General features: G+C 68.5%; 16 protein-coding genes. 4 read left to right on the forward strand and 12 right to left on the reverse strand.

What is annotated here, in order from left to right; genetic code table 11:
- Nucleotides 1-102 precede the first annotated feature (102 nt).
- A complete protein-coding gene (locus ESP57_RS17450; protein ID WP_129232387.1) occupies nucleotides 103-2646 on the forward strand; it encodes a penicillin acylase family protein in 2544 nt (847 codons plus the stop codon).
- 120 nt (nucleotides 2647-2766) lie between these two features.
- Here ESP57_RS17450 and ESP57_RS17455 read toward each other — a convergent pair whose 3' ends face one another.
- From ESP57_RS17455 to ESP57_RS17475, 5 genes are all read right to left on the reverse strand, one after another.
- Nucleotides 2767-4077 (reverse strand): citrate synthase, encoded by a 1311-nt coding sequence (locus ESP57_RS17455; protein ID WP_082571671.1) that lies wholly within the window; start codon nucleotides 4075-4077, stop codon nucleotides 2767-2769.
- 183 nt (nucleotides 4078-4260) lie between these two features.
- Nucleotides 4261-5376, reverse strand: coding sequence for a succinyldiaminopimelate transaminase (gene dapC / locus ESP57_RS17460; protein WP_129232388.1), 1116 nt, complete (start codon nucleotides 5374-5376; stop codon nucleotides 4261-4263).
- Between the two features lie 2 nt (nucleotides 5377-5378).
- Entirely contained in the window at nucleotides 5379-5699 is a 321-nt protein-coding gene (gene fdxA / locus ESP57_RS17465) for a ferredoxin (protein ID WP_056014499.1), read from the reverse strand.
- Nucleotides 5700-5736: 37 nt separating this feature from the next.
- Nucleotides 5737-6114 carry a hypothetical protein gene (locus ESP57_RS17470; RefSeq protein WP_129232389.1) on the reverse strand — a complete coding sequence of 126 codons (378 nt, stop codon included), beginning with the start codon at nucleotides 6112-6114 and terminating at the stop codon, nucleotides 5737-5739.
- Nucleotides 6114-6563 carry a hypothetical protein gene (locus tag ESP57_RS17475; RefSeq protein WP_129232390.1) on the reverse strand — a complete coding sequence of 150 codons (450 nt, stop codon included), beginning with the start codon at nucleotides 6561-6563 and terminating at the stop codon, nucleotides 6114-6116. Before ESP57_RS17475 ends, ESP57_RS17470 begins: the two co-directional genes overlap by 1 nt.
- A 152-nt stretch (nucleotides 6564-6715) precedes the next feature.
- Between ESP57_RS17475 and ESP57_RS17480 the strand changes: the two genes are divergently transcribed.
- On the forward strand, nucleotides 6716-7525 hold the full coding sequence (locus ESP57_RS17480) for an enoyl-CoA hydratase/isomerase family protein (RefSeq protein WP_056015006.1): 810 nt from the start codon (nucleotides 6716-6718) through the stop codon (nucleotides 7523-7525).
- Nucleotides 7526-7608: 83 nt separating this feature from the next.
- Here the strand turns inward: ESP57_RS17480 and ESP57_RS17485 are convergent, their stop codons facing one another.
- From ESP57_RS17485 to ESP57_RS17510, 6 genes are all read right to left on the reverse strand, one after another.
- Nucleotides 7609-8340, reverse strand: a complete 732-nt coding sequence (locus ESP57_RS17485; protein WP_056014508.1) for a M23 family metallopeptidase — start codon at nucleotides 8338-8340, stop codon at nucleotides 7609-7611.
- Nucleotides 8341-8677: 337 nt separating this feature from the next.
- The gene (gene typA, locus ESP57_RS17490; protein ID WP_056014511.1) at nucleotides 8678-10582 is read right to left on the reverse strand and encodes a translational GTPase TypA; all 1905 of its coding nucleotides are present in this window, start codon (nucleotides 10580-10582) and stop codon (nucleotides 8678-8680) included.
- 233 nt (nucleotides 10583-10815) lie between these two features.
- Nucleotides 10816-12606, reverse strand: a complete 1791-nt coding sequence (locus ESP57_RS17495; RefSeq protein ID WP_129232392.1) for a dipeptide ABC transporter ATP-binding protein — start codon at nucleotides 12604-12606, stop codon at nucleotides 10816-10818.
- The gene (locus ESP57_RS17500) at nucleotides 12603-13556 is read right to left on the reverse strand and encodes an ABC transporter permease (protein WP_056014517.1); all 954 of its coding nucleotides are present in this window, start codon (nucleotides 13554-13556) and stop codon (nucleotides 12603-12605) included. Before ESP57_RS17500 ends, ESP57_RS17495 begins: the two co-directional genes overlap by 4 nt.
- On the reverse strand, nucleotides 13546-14475 hold the full coding sequence (locus ESP57_RS17505; RefSeq protein ID WP_056014520.1) for an ABC transporter permease: 930 nt from the start codon (nucleotides 14473-14475) through the stop codon (nucleotides 13546-13548). Before ESP57_RS17505 ends, ESP57_RS17500 begins: the two co-directional genes overlap by 11 nt.
- Before the next feature lie 187 nt (nucleotides 14476-14662).
- On the reverse strand, nucleotides 14663-16285 hold the full coding sequence (locus tag ESP57_RS17510) for a peptide ABC transporter substrate-binding protein (RefSeq protein ID WP_056014523.1): 1623 nt from the start codon (nucleotides 16283-16285) through the stop codon (nucleotides 14663-14665).
- Nucleotides 16286-16491: 206 nt separating this feature from the next.
- Between ESP57_RS17510 and ESP57_RS17515 the strand changes: the two genes are divergently transcribed.
- On the forward strand, nucleotides 16492-17256 hold the full coding sequence (locus ESP57_RS17515) for a CPBP family intramembrane glutamic endopeptidase (protein WP_129232393.1): 765 nt from the start codon (nucleotides 16492-16494) through the stop codon (nucleotides 17254-17256).
- Here ESP57_RS17515 and ESP57_RS17520 read toward each other — a convergent pair.
- Nucleotides 17202-17669, reverse strand: coding sequence for a hypothetical protein (locus ESP57_RS17520; protein ID WP_129232394.1), 468 nt, complete (start codon nucleotides 17667-17669; stop codon nucleotides 17202-17204). The genes ESP57_RS17515 and ESP57_RS17520 overlap by 55 nt on opposite strands.
- A 194-nt stretch (nucleotides 17670-17863) precedes the next feature.
- On the opposite strand from ESP57_RS17520, the gene ESP57_RS17525 reads away from it, so the two are divergent.
- Complete coding sequence (locus ESP57_RS17525; RefSeq protein WP_056014534.1) at nucleotides 17864-18079, forward strand: hypothetical protein; 216 nt, start codon at nucleotides 17864-17866, stop codon at nucleotides 18077-18079.
- The last annotated feature ends 8 nt before the right edge of the window (nucleotides 18080-18087 follow it).

Genomic DNA, 18087 nt, shown 5'->3' on the forward strand with positions numbered 1-18087 from the left:
GCTACAGTTGGTGACCCGGGCCGCCATTGGGCGGCCCTCGTCTGCGCAGCACGAAGGAGTGGCGTGGGTACCGACGCACCGCGAACCAGTCGGCATCGAGTGATGCGATTCGTCATCGGCCTGCTCATCACCATGCTCGTGCTCGCGGTCGTCGCGGCCGGACTCGGCTGGTGGACCGTGCAGCGTTCGTTCCCGACGATGAACGGCGCGGTCGACGTTCCGGGGCTGAGCGCAGAGGTCACCGTCATCCGCGATGACGCCGGCATCCCGCAGCTGTATGCGGAGACCGACCACGACCTGTTCGTCGCGCAGGGGTACGTGCACGCGCAGGACCGCTTCTGGGAGATGGACTTCCGCCGGCACGTCACCGCCGGCCGACTCGCCGAGATGTTCGGCGAGTCGCAGGTCGGCACCGACACGTTCATCCGCACGCTCGACTGGCGGGGCATCGCCCAGCAGGAGTACGACGCGCTCGGCGAGGTGCCGCGGTCGTACTACGACGCGTACGCCGAGGGCGTCAACGCCTACCTCGAGGAACGCAGCGGTGCCGACCTCTCGCTCGAGTACGCGGTGCTCGGGCTGCAGAACCCGGGCTACTCCCCCGAGCCCTGGTCGGGCGTCGACTCGATCGCGTGGCTGAAGGCCATGGCCTGGGACCTGCGCTCGAATCTCGGCGACGAGATCGACCGCGCGATGCTCTCGACCGCACTGCCACCCGAAGAGGTCGCGCGCCTGCACCCCGACTTCCCCTGGGAGACGATGCCCACGATCGTCGGCGGGCAGCCTGTGGCGGCCACCGCGGCGCAGTCGGTGACGCCCCTCCCCGACGAGACCGACACGATCGAGACGGATGCCGCGGCGGCATCCGAGCCTGCCTCCGACTACGTCGCCGCCCTCGCCACCCTGCGCGCGGCGATCGACGGAGTCCCCGAGCTGCTCGGCCCCGAGGGCGGCGACCTCGGTTCGAACTCGTGGGTCGTGGGCGGGGCCCTGACCGAGTCGGGCCTGCCGCTGCTGGCCAACGACCCGCACCTCGGCCCGGCCATGCCCTCCATCTGGACCCAGATGGGGCTGCACTGCGTCGAGGTCACCGAGACGTGCGGGTTCGACGTCGCCGGGTACTCGTTCTCGGGGCTGCCCGGAATCGTGATCGGGCAGAATGCCTCGATCGCCTGGGGCTTCACCAACCTCGGGCCCGATGTCGCCGACCTCTACCTCGAACGAGTGAGCGGCGACACCTACGAGCTCGACGGCGTCCAGGTGCCGCTCACGACCCGTGACGAGGTCATCGAGGTCGCGGGCGGCGACCCCGTCACGATCACGGTGCGCTCGACGGCGCGCGGTCCGATCGTGACCGACATCCGCGACGACTTCGCCGAGGTCGCCGCCCAGTACCCGGCGGCCGCGGGCGAGCCGCAGGGCGACTACGCCGTGTCCCTGCAGTGGACCGCGCTGTCGCCCGGCACGACCGCGGGCGCGATCTTCGCCCTCGATCGAGCACAGGATTGGGAGGGGTTCCGGGCGGCCGCCGCACTGTTCGACGTGCCTGCGCAGAACCTCATCTACGCGGATGCCTCGGGCAACATCGGCTACCAGGCGCCGGGCCGCATCCCCGTGCGCAAGACGGGCGACGGCACGCTGCCGCTGCCCGGGTGGACCAGCACGAACGGCTGGGCCGGCACGATCCCCTTCGATCAGCTGCCGTCTGTGCTGAATCCGCCCGCGGGCTACCTCGTCACGGCCAACAACGCGGCCGCCGGCCCTGCCGGCCCGATGCTCACGAAGGACTGGGACTACGGCTACCGAGCCGCCGGCATCGAGCGACTGATCCGCGAACGCATCGACGCCGGCGAGCAGTTCACGGTCGACTCGCTCGCGGAGATCCAGCTCGACACCGGCGATTCGAACGCCGACGCCTTCCTCCCCGTGATCGCCGGACTCGATCTCGACGGCGACGCCGCTCGCGGCGCCGAACTGCTCGCCGGCTGGAACGGCAGCGCCGACGTCGACAGCGCGCAGGCGGCCTACTTCGCCGTGTTCTGGCGCACGCTGCTCGACGACATGTTCGGCGGGCTGCCCGAGTCGACGCAGCCGCAGGGAGGCGACCGCTGGTTCAACGTCGTCGGCACGCTGCTCGGTGAGCCCGACTCCACGTGGTGGACGAACGACGAACTCGGCGTCGCCGGCAGGGATGCGATGATCGCGAACGCGCTCGACGCGGCATGGACCGAGTCCGAGGACTCGATGGGCGGCAACCCCGATTCCTGGCGCTGGGGCCGGCTGCACACGCTCACGCTCACGAACCAGAGCTTCGGCGAGTCCGGCATCGCGCCGATCGAGTGGCTGTTCAACCGGGGTCCCTACGAACTCGGCGGCGGCTCTTCGATCGTCAACGCCATCGGCTGGGATGCGACCGTCGGCTACGGCGTCGACTGGGTGCCGTCGATGCGCATGGTCGTCGACCTGGCCGACCGCGACGCCTCACGCTGGATCAACCTGACCGGCGCCTCCGGCCACGCCTTCCACGCGAACTACGCCGACCAGGCACCGCTCTGGCAGCACGGGCAGCTCCGCGACTGGGCGTTCACGCGCGACGCGGTCGATGCCGGCGCGACGAACACCCTGAGGCTGACTCCCGCCGGGTGAGCCGGGACGGGCCCTGCGCTCACCTGGCGTGCACGATGCCGGCACGGCCGGCACGGCGACGGGAGATGAAACGCCGGCCCCGCCTGAAGGCGGGACCGGCGTTCGATCGAGTGCTGCGGCTCAGACCGAGGGGTAGTGCCGCTCGGGCTCGCCGATGTAGAGCTGCTGCGGGCGGCCGATCTTGGTCTGCGGGTCGAGGTTCATCTCGCGCCAGTGCGCCATCCAGCCGGGCAGGCGACCGATCGCGAAGAGCACGGTGAACATGCGCGTCGGGAAGCCCATCGCCTTGTAGATCACGCCGGTGTAGAAGTCGACGTTCGGATAGAGGCGACGCTCCTTGAAGTAGTCGTCCTGCAGCGCGAACTGCTCGAGCTCCTTGGCGATGTCGAGCAGCGGGTCGGCGACCCCGAGGCCGGCGAGCACCTCGTCGGCCGACTGCTTGACGATCGTCGCGCGGGGGTCGTAGTTCTTGTAGACGCGGTGTCCGAAGCCCATGAGCTTCACGCCGTCTTCCTTGTTCTTCACGCGCTCGACGAACTTCTCGACGCCTTCGCCGGAGTCGCGGATGCGGGCGAGCATCTGCAGCACGGCTTCGTTGGCGCCGCCGTGGAGCGGTCCCGAGAGCGCCTGGATGCCCGCGGAGATCGAGGCGTAGAGGTTCGCACCGGTCGAGCCGACGAGGCGGACGGTCGAGGTCGACGCGTTCTGCTCGTGGTCCTCGTGCAGGATCAGCAGGCGGTCGAGCGCGGTGGAGAGCACCGGATCGACCTGGAAGGGCTCGGCCATGTTGCCGAAGTTGAGCTTCAGGAAGTTGTCGACGAACGACAGCGAGTTGTCGGGGTACAGGAACGCCTGGCCGATCGACTTCTTGTGCGCGTAGGCCGCGATGACCGGGAGCTTCGCGAGCAGGCGCACCATGGTGAGCTCGACCTGCTCGGGGTCGTTCGAGTCGGTCGAGTCCTCGTAGTACGTCGACAGGGCCGACACCGCGCTCGAGAGCACCGCCATCGGGTGCGCCGTGTGCGGCAGCGACGAGAAGAAGCGCTTGAGGTCTTCGTGCAGCAGGGTGTGGTGACGGATCTTCTCGTCGAACTCGCCGAGCTGGTCTGCCGTTGGGAGCTCGCCGTAGATGAGCAGCCAGGCGACCTCGAGGTAGGTCGAGTTCGCCGCGAGCTGCTCGATCGGGTACCCGCGGTACCGCAGGATGCCCTGCTCACCGTCGATGTACGTGATCGCCGACCGCGTCGACGCGGTGTTGACGAACCCGTAGTCGAGCGCGGTGAGCCCGGTCTGCCGCGTGAGCGTCGACACGTCGATGCTCGAGTTGCCCTGTACCGCACGGTGGACGGGCAGTTCGGCGGTGGTGCTGCCGAACTGCAGGGTCGCGGTCTGGGGGTTCTCTCCAGCCGCTTTGTTCCGGACGTCGCTCACGGCGCCTCCTGTGATCGTCACTTGCGCGGTCACCTGCTTTCCGGTCTCAGCCGCTCTGGCGGCCTCGATCCGAATACAGCCTAGACGGGCTCCGAACACACTGTCGCACCCGCCAACAGATCATCCTATCCGTTGGCGAGAGTCACAGTCGCCCGCGAGAGCGCCCCCGAGAATCTGCGGATGTCACGCCGCAGCGGCGGCCCGGAGCCGCTCGGCCGCGGCCGCGACGCGGTCGTCGGTCGCGGTCAGCGACAGCCGTACGTGCTCAGGGTGGTGCACGCCGTAGAAGTGCCCCGGTCCGGCCACGATGCCCAGATCGGCGAGCCTGCCGATCGAGTCCCAGCCGTCGCGGCCCTCGGTCGCCCAGAGGTAGAGACCGGCCTCGCTGCGGTCGACGCGGAACCCTGCCGCCTCGAGCGCGGGCTTCAGCAGCTCGCGCCGCGCGCGGTACCGCGCCTTCTGCTCGGCGACGTGCTCGTCGTCGCGGAGCGCGGCGATCATCGCCGCCTGCAACGGCTGCGGGAGCATGAGCCCCGCGTGCTTGCGTACGGTCGTGATTCGGTCGATGACGGTGCTGCAGCCCGCGATGAAGGCGGTGCGGTAGCCAGCCATGTTCGACTGCTTCGACAGGGAGTAGGCCACGAGCGTGTTGCGACGGCTGTCGCCGACGACCCGCGGATCGAGCAGGCTCGGGATCGGGGCATCCGCCCATTCGCCCTCCCAGCCGAGCTCGGCGTAGCACTCGTCGCCGACGATGATCGCGTCGAGTTCGAGCGCCCGTTCGCGGGCCGCGCGCAGCTCGTCGATCGTCAGCACCCGCCCGTCGGGATTGCCGGGGCTGTTCAGCCACACGAGCTTCGTCGCGGCGGGCCATTCGGCCGGATCATCGGAGGCCATCGAGGTGGCGCCGACGAGCACGGCACCCATCTCGTAGCTCGGGTACGCCGCCTTGGGGTGCACGACGACGTCGCCTTCGCCGAGGCCGAGGAGGAAGGGCAGGAGGGCGACGAGTTCCTTGGAGCCCACGGTCGGCAGCACGTTCGCCTCCGTGAGGCCCGTGACGCCGCGCCGGCGCGCGAACCAGTCGATGATGGCGCCGCGCAGTTCGTCGGTGCCCGTCGTCTGCGGATACGCGTGGGCATCGGTGGCATTCGCGAGAGCCGCGCGCACGAGCTCGGGCGTGGGATCGACCGGCGAGCCGATCGACAGGTCGACGACGCCCTGTGGGTGAGCCGCGGCGCGCACACGGAAGGGCGCCATCAGATCCCAGGGGTAGTCGGGCAGTTCGCCGCGCGCCATGCTCAGTGCGCCTGGGGAGGGAGCACCGCGATCACGGGGTGGTCCTTCGGGATGACGCCGATCTTGGCCGCGCCGCCGGGCGAGCCGATGTCGTCGAAGAACTCGACGTTGGCCTTGTAGTAGTCGGCCCACATGTCGGGCAGGTCGTCTTCGTAGTAGATGGCTTCGACGGGGCAGACGGGCTCGCACGCACCGCAATCGACGCATTCGTCGGGGTGGATGTAGAGCGAGCGCTCACCCTCGTAGATGCAGTCGACGGGGCACTCGTCGATGCAGGCGCGGTCTTTGACGTCGACGCACGGAAGGGCGATGACATAGGTCACGGTGTTCGCTGTCCCTTCGAAAGGCTGAGATTCCAGTCTAGGCGTCGCGCGGGCGCGGCGAGGGCAGCTTCGGCCATGCGACGACGAGCACGGCGATGAGCGCGGGGGCGACCGACCAGATCGTGCCGGTCAGATCGCCCACGATCAGCACCGAACCGCCCGGCCCGGGGAGTGTGAGCACGGCGACCGCGACGACGATGCCGGCACCGGCCGCGGCCGCCGCGATGCGGCCTCCGGCGACGAGCCGGATGCCCAGCAGGAGCGCTGCGACGCCGATGAGCGCCGCGGCGAGGCCCCACGGGATCGCCACCTCGCCGATGCGCAGCACCGCGCGGTGGCCGACCGTGCCGAGGGCGCCGTAGGCGAGACCGACCAGGAAGGCGACGAGGATGGTGCCGAGGCTGGTTCGACCCATCACTTCGGCTGCGGGGTGACGGTGTACGAGACGACGTCGCCGTCGCCGGCGATCAGCACGAGGTACTCGCCGTCGGAGTACACGACGGCGCTCGCGGTGTCGCCGTTCAGCGTGGTGTCCTCGGTGAAGCCCGCGGCCTCGAGCTTCGCGGCCGCGTCGGCGACGGGATCGGCCGCACTCGACGAGATCATGACGACCCAGCCCTCGCCGCCAGGAGCACCGCCGGCGAAGCTGATGTCGCCGTCGATGAGCGCGACCGATTCGGGGAAGTCGGCCGGCAGCTCCCCGCCGAGGCTGACGTCACCCCCGGTCGCCTCTTCGATGGCGTCTTCGACGCCCTGGTTGACGAGGTCGCCGGGGTTCGGGAAGCAGCCCGAGAGCATGGTCGCCGTCAGCACGGCGATCACCGCGGCGATGCCCATCCGACGGTGGGTGGTGGACGGTCGCATGGCCGGCTCCTCGTGTGCAGCGGTCTGGGGCGGGGTGGCGGACACCACGCGGCATCCGCTCGCCCCACGTCGGATTCTACCGCCCGGCCGTCGCAAGGGGATGGCGTAGCGTGGGGCGGGACACGGAACGGGCCGTGCGGAGAGGACCGATGATGGCCGAGCCCAGCACCCAGGAGAACGGGCCCGACGTGCGCGTCGAGCGCGACGGCAGGCTCGCGATCGTGACGATCGATCGCCCGAAGGCACTGAACGCCCTCTCCCCCGACGTGCTCTCGGCCCTGCTCGCCGTATTCGAGTCCCTCGCCGCCGAGGGCAGTGCCGTGCGCGGTGTGCTGCTCACCGGCGCCGGCGGTCGCGCCTTCGTGGCCGGCGCCGACATCCGTGCGCTGGCGGGCCTCACGCCCGAACAGGGCGAGGACTCGTCACGACTCGGCCATCGGGTGGCGGCGGCGATCGAAGGGCTCTCGGCGCCCGTCATCGCCTGCGTCGACGGCTTCGCGCTCGGCGGCGGCCTCGAACTCGCGCTCGCCTGCGACTTCATCTACGCGACGGATGCCTCGAGCTTCGGCCAGCCCGAGGTGCACCTGGGCCTCATCCCGGGCTTCGGCGGCACCGTGCGCCTCCCCCGAGCCGTCGGTCTCGCGCGGGCAAAGGAGCTCATCTACACGGGTCGGCGCATCGACACGGCGGAAGCCGTCTCGATCGGACTCGTCGTGCGGTCGTTCCCCGACCGCGAGTCGCTCCTCGCTGGCGCACGGGCGACCCTCGACGAGGTCGGCGCGAACGCCGCACCGGCCGTCGGCCTCGCGAAGCGAGTGCTCGTCGACGCCGCCGGGCGCCGCACGGAATCGGCGACCGACCTCGAGATCGCCGCCTTCGGCGACGCGTTCCGCACCCACGACATGCGCGAGGGCGTCGCGGCGTTCGTCGAGAAGCGCGATCCATCGTTCATGGGGGCCTGAGTCCTTCATGGGGGCCTGAGGCCAAGCCAGTACTCAGGAGGCGTCGCGCCACGTGTCAGGCCGGCCGGTGGGCCGGGACCGGTTCAGCCGATTCGAGCCGCCAGCCAGGCGAAGCCGTCGAACCGCACACCGTCGGCGCCGAACATCTCGAGGTGCAGGTGCGGGCCGGTCGACTGCCCGGTCGTGCCGACGAGTCCGAGCTGCTGGCCTGCCGTGACCTGCTGGCCGACCGAGACGGCGATCGAGCCGGACTGCATGTGCGCGTAGGAGCTCGTGATGAGCTCGCCGCCGATGTTGTGCTGCACCTCGACGTTGACGCCCAGCCCGCCGCCGTTCTCGGTGGCGAGCACGACCACGCCGTCGGCGATCGACATCACGGGCGTGCCGTTGCCGGGGTTGAAGTCGACGCCGTCGTGCGAGCTCGAGCAGCCGCTGCAGGGCGCCGACCGCGGGCCGAAGCCGTCGCTGCGCTTCGTCGGGTTCTGCACCGGCCACACGATCGCGTCGGTGTCGATGAGCGCCACGCTGCCGAGGCTCGCGACCTGCGACATGATGGGCGGCGGCGCGGCTTCGACGAGGTACTGCTCGGCGGCGAGCGGTGACATGACACCCTCGCTGCCCACCTCGACGGTCTGCGGTGCGTACTCGATCGTGTCTTCGGCAGGCGCGTAGACCGAGGCGCGGGCCACGGTGTCGGTTGCGGTGATCGCCAGCGCGGGAACGCTCGTGGCGACCATCATGGCCGCGGCGAACGACATGGCGATGACCGCGAAGGCCGGGCGCAGGGCCGCGGAGCCGGAACGAGCTGCGGCCACGCGGGTGCGGCGGTGCTGGGATCCGATGGTGGCGGTGCGAGGTACGGAGGCGGGGCGGGCAGGGCTGGGTGTGGCCGCTCTGCGGCCGTGCTTGGGGGGAGTCATATATGTGGGGTGCGTTACGTATTTTCCGAGTCAGGTGCGAGACAACCTCAGCTACGGTACGCACCGACTCTGGGAAGAACCTCCGATGCGCATGCATATTCGCCGCGAAACGTGAGAGCGGTCTCCCCTTGACTCCACGCGCATCTCGGCGAAACGCTCGGCGGAACGCAGACGAGCGGATGCCCCGTGGTCGATCGACCCCGGGGCATCCGCTCGTCGTGCAGGTGCGCTGCTAGTTCTGCTTCTTCAGGCGCGACGTCGTGCGGGCACGGGCTGTCGCGTCGAGCTCGACCTTGCGGATGCGCACGGCGGCGGGCGTGACCTCGACGCACTCGTCTTCACGGGCGAACTCGAGGCACTCCTCGAGCGAGAGCTGGCGCGAGGGCGTCATCGACTCGAACGTGTCGGAGGTCGACTGACGCATGTTCGTCAGCTTCTTCTCCTTGGTGATGTTCACGTCCATGTCGTCGTTGCGCGAGTTCTCGCCGATGACCATGCCCTCGTAGACCTCTTCGGTCGGGTTCACGAAGAACGTCATGCGCTCCTGCAGGGCGATGATCGCGAACGGCGTGACGACGCCCGAGCGGTCGGCGACGATCGAGCCGTTGTTGCGGGTGACGATCTGGCCGGCCCACGCGTCGTAGCCGTGCGAGATCGCGTTCGCGATGCCCGTGCCGCGCGTGGTGGTCATGAACTCGGTGCGGAAGCCGATGAGGCCGCGGCTCGGAACGATGAACTCCATGCGGACCCAGCCGGTGCCGTGGTTCGACATGTTGTCCATGCGGCCCTTGCGGGCGGCGAGCAGCTGCGTGATCGCGCCGAGGTACTCCTCGGGAGCGTCGATCGTGAGGTGCTCGTAGGGCTCGTGCACCTTGCCGTCGACCTGCTTGGTGACCACCTGCGGCTTGCCCACGGTGAGCTCGAAGCCCTCGCGGCGCATCTGCTCGACGAGGATCGCGAGTGCGAGCTCGCCGCGGCCCTGGACCTCCCACGCGTCGGGGCGGCCGATGTCGAGGACCTTGAGCGAGACGTTGCCGACGAGTTCGCGGTCGAGGCGGTCCTTCACCATGCGGGCGGTGAGCTTGTGGCCCTTGACCTTGCCGACGAGGGGCGAGGTGTTCGTGCCGATCGTCATCGAGATCGCGGGCTCGTCGACCGCGATGATCGGGAGCGGGCGCACGTCTTCGGCGTCGGCGAGCGTGTCGCCGATCATGATGTCTTCGAACCCTGCGACCACGGCGATGTCGCCGGGGCCGGCGCTCTCGGCCGGGTAGCGGTCGAGCGCCTTCGTGAGGAAGAGCTCGGTCACGCGCACGTTCTGGACGGAGCCGTCGTGCTTGACCCAGGCGACCGTCTGGCCCTTCTTGATCGTGCCGTGGAAGACGCGGAGCAGGGCGAGACGACCGAGGAACGGCGATGCGTCGAGGTTCGTGACGTGCGCCTGCAGGGGGTGCTCGTCGTCGTAGACGGGCGCCGGGATGTGCTGCAGGATCGCCTCGAAGAGGGGCTCGAGGTCGTCGTTGTCGGGGAGCTCGCCGTTGCCGGGCTTGTTGTGGCTCGCGGCGCCGTTGCGGCCCGACGCGTAGACGACCGGCACGTCGAGGATCGCGTCGAGGTCGAGGTCGGGCACGTCGTCGGCCAGGTCGGAGGCGAGGCCGAGCAGGAGGTCCTGGCTCTCGGCGACGACCTCGTCGATGCGCGCGTCGGGACGGTCGGTCTTGTTGACGAGCAGGATCACCGGCATGCGGGCCTCGAGCGCCTTGCGGAGCACGAAGCGCGTCTGCGGCAGCGGGCCCTCGCTCGAGTCGACGAGGAGGACGACGCCGTCGACCATCGACAGGCCGCGCTCGACCTCTCCGCCGAAGTCGGCGTGGCCGGGCGTGTCGATCACGTTGATCGTGATGGGGCCATCGGTGGCGTGCGCGCCCTTGTACGAGATCGCCGTGTTCTTGGCGAGGATCGTGATGCCCTTCTCGCGCTCGAGCTCGTTCGAGTCCATGGCGCGCTCCTCGACGTGCGCATGCGCATCGAAGGAGTTCGTCTGGTTGAGCATCGCGTCGACGAGCGTGGTCTTGCCGTGGTCGACGTGAGCGACGATCGCGACGTTTCGCAGATCGTTCCGGGTGGCGTTGGCCATGTTTGGTCCTCGAGGGTGCCGGCCCCCCGTCGCCCCCGGGCGGCGAGATCAGCGCACGGAGACAGCGTGGAAGCGCTGTGTGAAGGTCTGTGGGGAGCGCAGGATGCCGCAGTGACGGCGTGCGCCCCTCAAGCGTACCCTGTCACGCGCCTGTGAAGCTGAGAACGCGAAAGCGCCCGGCCTCCGAGTGATCGGATGCCGGGCGCTCGCGTCGTTCTCGAACTGCTCGGTGGCTAGGCGCCGAGCTCGATGCCCGCACCAGGGATCGCCGCGAGGAGATCCTTCGTGTACTGCTCCTGCGGGTTGTCGAACACCTCGTCGGTGGTCGCCGCCTCGACGATGCGACCCTTCTGCATCACACAGACGTGGTCGGCGATGACGCGCACGACGGCGAGGTCGTGCGTGATGAAGAGGTACGTCAGCCCGAGCTCGGCCTGCAGGTCGGCGAGCAGGCGCAGGATCTGCGCTTGCACGAGCACGTCGAGTGCCGACACGGCCTCGTCGAGCACCACGATCTCGGGCTTCAACGCGAGCGCACGCGCGATGGCGATGCGCTGGCGCTGGCCGCCCGAGAGTTCGTTCGGGTAGCGGCTGATGAGCGTGCGCGGCAGCGACACCTGGTCGAGCAGCTCGTAGACCCGCTCGCGACGCGAGGCGCTGGTGCCGACCTTGTGCGTGAAGAGCGGCTCCGAGATGGTGTTGCCGATGTTGCGCAGCGGGTTCAGCGAACCGTACGGGTCCTGGAAGACCGGCTGCATGCGGCTGCGGAGGTTGAAGAGCTCCTTGCCGGTCACGCTCGCCAGGTCTTTGCCGCCGACGACGATCTTGCCGCTCGTCGCGTCTTCGAGCTTCAGCAGCATCTTCGCGACGGTCGACTTGCCCGAGCCCGACTCGCCGACGAGCGCCATGGTGGAGCCCTTGGGAATCTGGAACGAGACCTTGTCGACCGCGGTGAAGTCGCCCGAGCCGCGGATCTTGAAGACCTTGGTGAGGTCTTCGACGACGATCGCCGGGGGCGCCGCCGGAGCGGCCGCGAGGGCCTCGGCACGAGCCTCGGCGGTCGCGATCAGGTCGATCGAGTCGCCCGCGACGGCTGCCGCGCCCTCGGTCATCGAGGACTCGGCCGCGGAGATCGACCCCGTCGCCTGGATGCGACGCGAGGCGAGGCTCGGCGCCGCGGCGACGAGTCGCTGCGTGTACGGGTGCTGCGGGTTCTGCAGGATGTCGACCGACGGACCGGATTCGACGACACGGCCCTTGTACATGACCACGAGCTGCTCTGCGCGCTCGGCTGCGAGGCCGAGGTCGTGCGTGATGAACAGCAGTGTCGTGCCGAGCTCGCGCGTGAGCGATTCGAGGTGATCGAGGATGACCCGCTGCACCGTGACGTCGAGCGCCGAGGTCGGCTCGTCGGCGATGAGCAGCTGCGGGTTGGCCGCGAGCCCCATGCCGATCAGCACGCGCTGGCGCATGCCGCCCGAGAACTGGTGCGGGAACTGACGCATGCGACGGTCGGCATCGCCGAGCCCGGCCTGCTTCAGCACCTCGATGGCGCGCTTCTTGACCTCTTTGCGCCCAGTGGCGATGCCGTTGGCCTTGATCGCCTCTTCGACCTGGAAGCCGATAGACCACACGGGGTTGAGGTTCGACATCGGGTCCTGCGGGACGAAGCCGATCTTGCGACCGCGGACGGTCTGCATCTCTCTCGCCGAGGCCTTCGTGAGGTCTTGGCCGTCGAGGAGGATCTGACCGCCCGAGATGTGTCCGGTGCCGGGGAGCAGGTTGATGATCGCGTGCGCGGTCGTCGACTTGCCCGAGCCCGACTCCCCCACGATCGCGAGGCTCTGCCCGCGGTAGAGGGTGATGTTGACCCCGTCGACGGCCTTCACGAGACCGTCTTGGGTGTTGAAGCCGACCTGGAGATCCTTGATCTCGAGGAGCGGTCGCTCGGCGCCGTCGGCGCGTTCTGATTGCACGTTCGATCCGTTCGAAGCCTGGTTCGTCGCGTTCGAGGACTGGCTCATCGCTGTGCCCTCGCCTTCGGGTCGAGCGCATCGCGCACGACCTCGCCGAGCATGATGAAGCTCAGCACGGTGACCGACAGCGCGATCGACGGCAGGATCAGCGTCTGGGGCGCCGTGCGCAGCGAGGTCTGGGCCTGGCTGATGTCGTTGCCCCACGACATGATGTCGGTCGGCAATCCGACGCCGAGGAACGACAGGGTCGCCTCCGCGACGATCGCCGAGGCGAGCGAGATGGTCGTGATGACGATGACCGGTGCGATCGAGTTCGGCAGCACGTGGCGCACGAGGATGCGGAATCGCGAGACGCCGAGGGCCGTGGAGGCCATGACGAAGTCGGCGTTCTTCACCCGGAGGATCTCGGCTCGGAGCACACGGGCGGTTGCCGGCCACGCGAACAATCCGATCGCGAGCGAGATCACCCACACGTTCCGGTAGGCCGAGAGCACCGACATGATGACGACGGCGGCGAGGATGTAGGGGATCGAGAAGAAGATGTCGCCCAGGCGCGAGAGCACCGAGTCGAGCCATCCGCCGTAGAAGCCCGCGAACGCACCGAAGACGATGCCGAGCAGCGCCACGAGGAACGTGACGATGAGGCCGACGGCCAGCGACGTCGACGTGCCGTGGATGATGCGCGAGTAGATGTCGCAACCCTGCTTGGTGAAGCCGAGCGGGTGTCCCTCGGTCGGACCCGCGTTGCTGTTCGCGAGGAGGCAGTCGTTGTTCGGCGGCGTCTGCGTGAACAGGCCGGGGAACAGCGCCACAACCACGACGAGGAGGATCAGCACGGAGGAGATCCAGAACATCGGGCGCTTGCGCACGTCGTTCCAGGCGTCGGTCCACAGGTTCGAGGGCTTGCCCTCGGCCTTGACCGAGTCGATGGCGACGAGCGGCGTCTCTTCGAGCGGAGCGACGTAGTGCTGCTGGTCTGGTCTGGTCTTACTTGGCATAACGGATCCTCGGGTCGAGAACGGCGTACAGGAGATCCACCAGCAGGTTCACCACGAGGTAGATCAGCACCATGATCGTCACGAAGGAGACGACGGTCGGTCCCTCGCCTCGGATGATCGCCTGGTAGAGCGTGCGGCCGACACCCGGCACGTTGAAGATGCCCTCGGTCACCGTGGCGCCGACCATCAAGGTGCCGAAGTCGACGGCGAGGTAGGTGACGACGGGGATGAGCGAGTTGCGCAGGATGTGCACGGGGACGATGCGCCCACGGGTCAGACCCTTGCTCGCGGCAGTGCGAACGAAGTCCTGACCGTCGGTGTCGATGACCGACGCCCGCGTCAGTCGGACGATCTGGGCGAAGCTGATGGTGGCCAGCACGATGGCCGGCAATATCAAGTCTTGCGTTGGCGCGCCCGGGCCGACGGTGGTTCTGAACCACCCCAGATAGATGCCGAAGAACCACTGCATCACGAACGCCAGCACGAAGATCGGCAGCGAGATGAGGATGAGGCTCACGACGAGTGCGCTCGCGTCGAAGATGCCGCCCTTGCGAAGGCCCGAGATGAGGCCGATCGAGATGCCGGCGACCATTTCGAAGAACACGGCCATCGCTGCGAGTCGCAACGTCACCGGGAACGTGGCCATCAGGATCTCGGAGACGGGCTGACCCGAGAACGAGACGCCGAGGTCACCCTTGAAGATGTTGCCGAGGAAGATGAAGTACTGGACGATGAACGGCTGGTCCAGGTGGTAGCGCTCGCGCAGGGCTTCGATGACCTGCGGGGGCGGGGTCTTGTCGCCGAACAGCGCGACGATCGGATCGCCGGGCATGGCGAAGACCATGAAATAGATCAGGAACGTGGTGCCGAGCAGGACAGGGATCGCCTGCAGCAGTCGGCGCAGGATATAGCCGGCCATGGATCAGGCCCTGCGTTCTGCGAATGTGGACATGTTGAAAGAAACCTCACCGTTGTGCGAGTTCGACTCCACGATGCTACGCCGATCAGGTGAACACCGTGGATACGTGGGAGTGGGGCGGCAGCCTGCTCGGCTGCCGCCCCACGGGCGCCTCAGAGTCTAACCCCGAGTCGTCCTTGATCGGGAATTACTCGCTCTTGGTGATCTGGTAGTACAGCGGCACCGAGTTCCAACCGAACTCGACGTCGTTGACGACCTCGCTCCAAGCACCGTTGACCGTGGAGTACCACAGCGGAACGGCGGGGAGGTCCTGGAACAGGATCTCCTGTGCAGCCTGGAACTTCTCGTTCGCGGCGGCGATGTCGGTCTCCGCGAGGCCCTCCTTCAGGAGCGTGTCGACCTCGGGGTTCGAGTAGTCGCCATCGTTCGAGCCGGCACCGGTTCCGTAGAGCGGGCCGAGGAAGTTGAAGAGCGCCGGGTAGTCCGCCTGCCAGCCCGAACGGAAGGCCGTCTGGATGGTGCGGTCGGTGATCTTCGTGCGAGCCTCAGCGAACGTGGGGTACGGGTCGCCGGCGGCGTCGATGCCCAGGTCGTTCTTCAGGCCGTTCGCCACAGCGTCGACCCAGGCCTGGTGGCCACCGTCAGCGTTGTAGGCGATCTTGAAGGTGCCGTCCCACGGAGCGATCGCGTCGGCCTGGGCCCACAGCTTCTTCGCCTCTTCGGGGTTGTAGTCGAGAACCTCGGAGCCGGGGATCTCTTCCGAGTAGCCGTCGATGACCGGCGACGTGAAGTCGTGCGCCGGGGTGCGGGTGCCGGCGAAGATCACGTCGGTGATCTCGTCGCGGTTGATCGCCATCGAGATCGCCTGGCGGCGGAGGTTGCCCTCTTCGCCCGAGAAGTGCGGCAGACGCGCGGGGATCGTGAACGACTGGAAGATCGCAGCCGCCTGGGTGATCGCACGGTCGCCGAACTCGTCTTCGAACGTCGCGAGAGCCGAGTCGGGGATCGCGTCGAGCACGTCGAGGTTGCCGCCCTGGAGGTCGGCGTACGCGGCGTCCTGCGAGGCGTAGAAGATGATGTCGAGTCCGCCGTTGACCGCCTTGCGGGGGCCGTCGTAGTCGGGGTTCACGACGAGGTCGATCTTCTCGTTGTGCTTCCAGGCGTCTTCGCCGTCGAGCATGTACGCGCCGTTGCCGACCGGGCTCTCACCGAAGGCCGCGAGGTCCTCGAATGCCGACTCGGGCAGCGGGTAGAAGGCCGAGTAGCCGAGGCGCAGCGGGAAGTCCGACTCGGGCTGCTTCAGCTTGACCGTGAAGGTCGTGTCGTCGACGACCTCGAGGCCCGGGAGTTCGGGGACGGACTCTTCGTAGCTGAAGCCGTCGATGGACTCGAAGAAGTACTGCGAGAGCTGCTCGTTGGCCGTGTCCGCGCCGTAGTTCCAGGCGTCGACGAAGGAGTTCGCGGTGACGGGCTCGCCGTTCGTGAACTTCTGGTCGGCCTTGAGCTTGATCGTGTAGTTCTGCGCGTCGTCGGTCTCGATCGACTCGGCGACGTCGTTGTGCGCAGCACCCTTGGCGTCGTAGTAGACCAGGCCCGCGAAGATCGCGTCGAGGATCTTGCCGCCACCGACCTCGTTGGTGTTGGTGGGGATCAGCGGGTTCTGGGGCTCGGAGCCGTTGGTCGTGATGACCGCGGTGGCATCGCCAGCAGGGGCCGACGGGTCAGCACCGCCGCTCGTGCAGCCAGACAGCGTCAATGCGCCGGCGGCAGCAAGAGCAATGGCTGCAACGCCGATTCTCTTGATCTTCAATGTTCCTCCTGTGAGATATGCGACGACAACACGGCTCGTGGCCGCGCTGGAGCGCTGGTAGATCGAGACTATGAACCGGACCCCCGGTAAGCAAACCAGAAGGGCAAACCGTTACCGACGCGCAACCTAGCGACACGGACCTCGGCGGATTCCGTCGCGAATCCGCACGAATGTTGCGTCTGAGCCGCTCATGCGATGATTGCCGCATGTCTTCTGCATGGCGGCTGCGGCTCGAGGTCGTCATCGTGCTCGGTCTCTCGCTCGGGGCATCCGCCGTCTACTCGATCGTGTCGATCGTCGCGAAGGTGACCGCCGAGACGCCGCTCGGCGATCAGACGGTCGCACTGAACCCGTCTCGCGCACCGCGCGAATGGCTCGACTTCACGTACCAGTTCCTCGACGTCTTCTTCGGTCTGTTCGCCGTGGCACTCGTGCTGTACCTGCTCTGGGCACCCGGCACGAACCCGTTCCGCCGCATCGGCCTCGACCTGACGAGGCCGGGTCGGGATGCGGCATCCGGTGTGCTGCTGGTGCTCGCCATCGGCGTGCCGGGGCTCGCGCTCTACGCGCTCGGCCGCGCAGGAGGCATCACCGTCGCGGTCGAGGCCTCACCGGCCGACTGGTTGTGGTGGACGGTGCCGATCCTCGTGTTCCGGGCGCTCGAAGCTGCGCTGACCGAGGAGGTCATCGTCGTCGGCTACCTCTTCACGCGATTCAGGGAGCTCGGCGTCGGCCCGTGGGCGACGATCCTCTCGAGCGCCGTGCTGCGCGGCACCTACCACCTGTACCAGGGCTTCGGGCCGTTCGTCGGAAACGTCGCCATGGGCGTCGTCTTCGGGTGGTGCTACCAGCGCTGGGGTCGCACGATGCCGCTCGTCATCGCGCACTGGATCCTCGACATCGCGTCGTTCGTCGGCTACCCGCTCGCGGTCGGCTGGTGGCCGGAGCTCTTCGCCGTCTCGGCCGGCTGAGCCGGTCGAGCGGGCTGGTCCGTGCGCACCGGATGCCGCGTGCGCGGTGTTCGCGGCACGTGCTCGCTCCTCCCGAGCGCCACCACGGTCGTCGGCATCGGCGGCAGGGCCTCCTCGGCGACCTCGACGCGGAAGTCGGAGTCGGTGCCCCGCACCCGCGCCATGTCGAGACCGCTGCGCCGGGACGGCGTGCATACCGGCGAGTAGAAGCCCTCGTCGCCGAAGACGCTGCCGCTCGAGAAGTCGGTGATCGACTGGGCGCGTCGCAGCGCCTCCGCCGTGGCGGGGTCGCGTCGTTCGAGCAGGCCCGCGCGCTGTTCGAGCCCGAGGCCGCGGCCTGCGAGCATCGAGGTGCCGACGAGGAACCCAACGAACCCGACGGTCGTGAGCACCGTGAAGAGATCGACGGACATCATGCCCCCTCCGCTTCGAGAGAACCCGGGCCCTGACGAACCCGTGGGTGAATTCGAGAGAACCTCAGTGTACTCCCGGGGGTGCGCATCGGGGTCGCCCTGATCCGGCGGATCGTGCGGCTCGAGAGCATGGGGCCATCCCTCGCCACGCGGGCGCCGACCGGCACCGCCGCACACAGAGTCGGAGCTGAATCATGTCACTCGCCGCCGCCTTCACCGCAGGCCGTCTCGCCGCACGCGCCTCGGATCGTCGCTTCCTCGCGACCGAAGCCGAGATCACCGCGGCGCACGAACGCGTCACCGCGCGTCGCACTGCCCTCGTGACGGTCGCAGGCGCACCGTCAGCGCCCGCTCGCGCCCCTCGCGCGTACACGGAGCGCGGCCGCCACGCGGCACCGCGCCCCGCATAGTCGCGAGC

It is taken from the genome of Agromyces fucosus, from assembly GCF_004134865.1.
Classification (GTDB): Bacteria; Actinomycetota; Actinomycetes; order Actinomycetales; family Microbacteriaceae; genus Agromyces; species Agromyces fucosus.

What these genes read in the sequence shown, in the direction of transcription:
- ESP57_RS17450 (WP_129232387.1), top strand. Translation starts at nt 103, where the DNA reads ATGCGATTCGTCATCGGCCTGCTCATCACCATGCTCGTGCTCGCGGTC.
- dapC (WP_129232388.1), bottom strand. Translation starts at nt 5,376, where the DNA reads ATGGCGCGCGGCGAACTGCCCGACTACCCCTGGGATCTGATGGCGCCC.
- ESP57_RS17470 (WP_129232389.1), bottom strand. Translation starts at nt 6,114, where the DNA reads ATGGGTCGAACCAGCCTCGGCACCATCCTCGTCGCCTTCCTGGTCGGT.
- ESP57_RS17475 (WP_129232390.1), bottom strand. Translation starts at nt 6,563, where the DNA reads ATGCGACCGTCCACCACCCACCGTCGGATGGGCATCGCCGCGGTGATC.
- ESP57_RS17480 (WP_056015006.1), top strand. Translation starts at nt 6,716, where the DNA reads ATGGCCGAGCCCAGCACCCAGGAGAACGGGCCCGACGTGCGCGTCGAG.
- typA (WP_056014511.1), bottom strand. Translation starts at nt 10,582, where the DNA reads ATGGCCAACGCCACCCGGAACGATCTGCGAAACGTCGCGATCGTCGCT.
- ESP57_RS17495 (WP_129232392.1), bottom strand. Translation starts at nt 12,606, where the DNA reads ATGAGCCAGTCCTCGAACGCGACGAACCAGGCTTCGAACGGATCGAAC.
- ESP57_RS17500 (WP_056014517.1), bottom strand. Translation starts at nt 13,556, where the DNA reads ATGCCAAGTAAGACCAGACCAGACCAGCAGCACTACGTCGCTCCGCTC.
- ESP57_RS17505 (WP_056014520.1), bottom strand. Translation starts at nt 14,475, where the DNA reads ATGGCCGGCTATATCCTGCGCCGACTGCTGCAGGCGATCCCTGTCCTG.
- ESP57_RS17515 (WP_129232393.1), top strand. Translation starts at nt 16,492, where the DNA reads ATGTCTTCTGCATGGCGGCTGCGGCTCGAGGTCGTCATCGTGCTCGGT.
- ESP57_RS17520 (WP_129232394.1), bottom strand. Translation starts at nt 17,669, where the DNA reads ATGTCCGTCGATCTCTTCACGGTGCTCACGACCGTCGGGTTCGTTGGG.
- ESP57_RS17525 (WP_056014534.1), top strand. Translation starts at nt 17,864, where the DNA reads ATGTCACTCGCCGCCGCCTTCACCGCAGGCCGTCTCGCCGCACGCGCC.